This window comes from Legionella feeleii (assembly GCF_001467625.1).
Classification (GTDB): domain Bacteria; phylum Pseudomonadota; class Gammaproteobacteria; order Legionellales; family Legionellaceae; genus Tatlockia; species Tatlockia feeleii.
The window spans coordinates 1-3910 of sequence record NZ_LNYB01000062.1 but is presented as its reverse complement, the minus strand read 5'-3'; the positions used below and the strand labels follow the sequence as shown (position 1 = coordinate 3910).

Below are 3910 nucleotides of genomic sequence, written 5' to 3'. Positions count from 1 at the left end.
CCTTTTGTTGATTATGTTCTTGGCGAACAATCAACAGGATACGCCACCTAATTTATTTTTCACATACACCAGATTCGAGCATAACTCTCCCTTTATCACTCAGTTCTTATTCAATTCAAGGTGAGCTAAAGGGATATAATTAGAGTGTTCCTTACCAGACCTGCTTTCAAATAAATGAATCACATCAATCCATATCCTGGGAATAAGTGGTATTTTAATTTGTTCCAGGGAAAAAGACTGATGAACACGACGTAAACGACCGAGTGTTAGATGCCCCCGAAAGGCACGGGTTTCAACAGGATAATTACTTGCCTTAATTCCTTGGCCAATCGCTGCGGACAGTTGGGTTAGACAATCACTTGGGCCTACAGCCAAAGAAATAATTCGTGGATGCGTTGGTGTCGGAAAAAATTCCATGCCCTTCAATTCCAAATAAAACGAAGACAGATTAGTTAGACTACTGCGAACATTTTCAATAAGTTGTGGCAGATCATTAATATGAACCTCTGGAATAAATTGCAGGGTGATATGTAAATTTTCCTTAGGCACCCAATGCGCTTCAGCAGCAGGAATGTATCTCTGTGCTGAAGCCAGGATTTCTGCCAATAATCGCTGTGTCGATTTGGGCATGGCAAGTGCAAAAAAAACCCGCATTGGTTTCATTGTTTAATAAGCCACCGAGTTGGCAGTAATTGTTAAAGCACCCGTTATATCACCAACAAGGAAGCGAAAAGCATCAAAGGTATTGGGTACCGTACCAAAGGTCACAGAAAAAGGTGCTGTAACTATTCTATCAGTACGCAACAACATCCATGTTCCATTTAAAGCATAAGTTCGCACATAGAACTGTGTTCCATCCGCAATTTCCCCTATTTTACCTGCCGAATTGGCACTACCCGTGGATTTTTGAAATCCAACAACCTCATATTCGTTGGAGCTGTTTAATATAACATTTAAATATCCATTAGAGCCTGTGGGGCTAACCTCTTTAACTGGAATTAAAAAAGTATCCTCCCCAGCAACGCTTGGATTGGTATCATTAGGAATAAAAAGAACCGGCTCCGTATTTAAGGAAGGCCAACTAGCAAGATTTTGTGCTTTATTAAAGCTAACATCAAACGTGGTACCTACACTGGGAGTGCTGTTAATATTTGAATACTGTATGGAGGTATAACAGGGAACCGCACCAATATTGTTGTTGTTATTGTCAAACACATTGTTACAGCTGTCATTCCCCACTGCAGCAAATAACTCATCAAAATCATTGCTCACTGTCGCTGTATAATTAGTACCATCGAAATTTAAATTAACTATATTGGCCACTAAACTGGCAGTATTCGCTGTATAAAAATTATTGTAGGCAGTTACTAAATTGATGTAATTAGTTGAAAAAAAATGATTTCCATTCAGTGATGTATTGTTAGGATAGTCTGTTTTATAAGAGGCCAAAATAGAAGGGAAATAGACCGTCAAACCAAAAGAAGCCTCCCTATTGGGGCTGTTTTTAAAATATTTCACTGCGTTTTGTGTGGCGTCTGCCAAGGCTGTTGATGCTGCCCGCAAATCGATATCAACAGGAAACTGGTCAAATACCCGACTGGCAAACTCCACCAAATCGACCAGATCATAACTCTCATTGTCCCATACTGAAGTAGAGTAATCTGGTGCTTTGAACCTGCTCCGTGCAATATTTTTCCAATTGGCGACGTTATTGGTATAAGGTTGTAAAGCAACTGCAAAATTATCTACTGCAGATAGTAAATCAGGTATAGCAGTCGAATCGATCACTGATAAAGTAGTCGAGTCATTTTTATTTTGATTGGTATAACCATTGACAATCTCAGTGCCCACGGCCAAACCATCCGCTGTGGGATGTGTGTTCACATAACTCAGAAAAGTATTATATTGCCACCCCTCGCCAGGCTCTAAATCTTCCGACCCCACGTAATAGTTTGTATAAGGATACAAACCGGCAATTGTTTCAGCACTGCCGAAAAGGCAGGCGTCAAAACCAATAATCTCAAAACGTTTTCCGGTATTATTGGAAGCGGCCATCGTGGCGGCCACGATTTGATTCATAGGTGTTATAGCAGGAGGATTCACTTCATCAAAACCGAAACCACCATTGGGACCTCCGCCATGATCCCAATAGACGATAATGTATTTATCCGCAGGATAGTTGGTCACACCCCATTCAAGAAAATCCTGCACAGTACTGGTAGCACCCATGCTAATTGAACCTAAATCCTGAAGTAAAAACAAACTGCCGGGTAATACCAGTTTCCGCTGCACCGTAAGCCAACCTGCTTTTTGTGCCCCGCCGGTTTCTATCACAACATTCATATTTTTAGTAGAGCCAACCTGCATCATTTGGTTGATATTATCTGTTGCAGCCCCACTTTTTGACTCTAAATCTGAACCTACTATGTACACCAGAATGGTATATTTAGCCTGTTCTACATTCATCACAATACTACTGAGCAAGGGTGCCCTGCCACCATAGTCAATACTTAAAAAGCGTGCCAGAGTGCCTTGATGAAGATTAGAGACGACCACCGTAATTGAACATGATTCATTGGGAGCAAGAAAAGAACGGCAATTGGTATTCAACGTTGTGGCTGAAGGTGCCTGTACATCAGCCCCATTATTGACAATCGCAATCCTTCTGAGAGGTAAACGTTGTGTTTGTACATTATTACGAATCGTATAAGTCAATTGTTGTGTTTGACCAATCGCCATTTGATTGACTGCAGGTTGGACTGTAAAGGAAAGCGGCTGAATGCCAGCCCAACTCGCAGACAACCCGAAACACAGCAAACCTAATAAATAAAAGTAACAACGGAGGTATTTATGCATCCTATCAGCCTTCATTCAATGAAAATTAAACTTTAATATGTACCCCAAATAAAATAGCTTGGGTATGAAAAGAAAATCGCATGGGATTAATGGTTATAGGGTTGTTAAAATCAATAACGCCCTGACTACCTGTCTTGATCGTGCCGTAATCGGTATAGAGGTAGGCCAAAGAAAATCTAAATTGATTGTTGCAATCATAGGCTAAACCCGCACCAGCTTCGCCAACCAAACGATTGTTCGTTCTGCTGTTTAAAGATAGCGCTCCCCCAACAATACCGGGATTAGGCCTATCCTTGTAATCTACCTGTGTCCAACCCGCCCCAACTCCACCCAGTAAAAACACTGAAAATCGTTCCATAGAAGCTACTGTCAGCACCAGATCAATCATCAGCCGAGTACTGGCAAGCGACAAATCGTAGGTATAATTATTCATGTTGGGATCCTGGAATAGATCCGCTTCACCATAAACATTTTGGCCGATAATTTCTTGATCCATATAACGGATATTCAAAGCTGTCCTTAACTCTGGAAACCAGGTTAAATCCGTTCTGGCAGATTTATTCAAAGGAATTAGATAAGCAATCCCTAGACCCAAATCTCCAGCAAGCGGTGTACGCGTCTGACGTAACCTATCTGTCTCAAACTCACTGATTACCACGTTGGAATTACCTGTCTGTAACCAGGATAAACCTACATTAGCAGACCACTCAAACTGACCTTGTTGGGAAAAAACGGGAAAAGCTGCATTAACCGAAAAAGAGAGGCTTAAAAGACCAGTAAAAAAACCAAGCTTGCTTAATTGTTTTGTATTATTCAGAAATCCTTTCAATCTATCACTCCCTAATGTGATCCCTAGCAATAATACCTATTTTTACAGAGGACGCAATTTATGTCGCAATCAGGCTCCATTTTTACAAGAAGAAGACAGTTAAATCAAATCCAGATAAAATTGGTACCATCAAAATGACTAGGTTCAATCACCATTTAATTATGCCCAAATAGCAATGGCAGCGAGAGCAATGGACGAGATAAAAATGGAGTCACAACGGTCATA

3 protein-coding genes are annotated in these 3910 nt (G+C 40.8%); all 3 read right to left on the bottom strand.

What is annotated here, in order from left to right; genetic code table 11:
• Nucleotides 1–99: 99 nt before the first annotated feature.
• From thpR to Lfee_RS07350, 3 genes are read right to left on the bottom strand one after another with little or no spacing between them, the layout of a single operon-like run.
• The gene (gene thpR, locus Lfee_RS07360) at nt 100–654 is read right to left on the bottom strand and encodes an RNA 2',3'-cyclic phosphodiesterase (protein ID WP_058445387.1); all 555 of its coding nucleotides are present in this window, start codon (nt 652–654) and stop codon (nt 100–102) included.
• 12 nt (nt 655–666) lie between these two features.
• On the bottom strand, nt 667–2856 hold the full coding sequence (locus tag Lfee_RS07355; protein ID WP_058445385.1) for a clostripain-related cysteine peptidase: 2190 nt from the start codon (nt 2854–2856) through the stop codon (nt 667–669).
• 25 nt (nt 2857–2881) lie between these two features.
• The gene (locus Lfee_RS07350; RefSeq protein ID WP_058445383.1) at nt 2882–3685 is read right to left on the bottom strand and encodes an outer membrane protein; all 804 of its coding nucleotides are present in this window, start codon (nt 3683–3685) and stop codon (nt 2882–2884) included.
• Nucleotides 3686–3910: the final 225 nt, after the last annotated feature.

What these genes read in the sequence shown, in the direction of transcription:
- thpR (WP_058445387.1), bottom strand. Translation starts at nt 654, where the DNA reads ATGCGGGTTTTTTTTGCACTTGCCATGCCCAAATCGACACAGCGATTA.
- Lfee_RS07355 (WP_058445385.1), bottom strand. Translation starts at nt 2,856, where the DNA reads ATGCATAAATACCTCCGTTGTTACTTTTATTTATTAGGTTTGCTGTGT.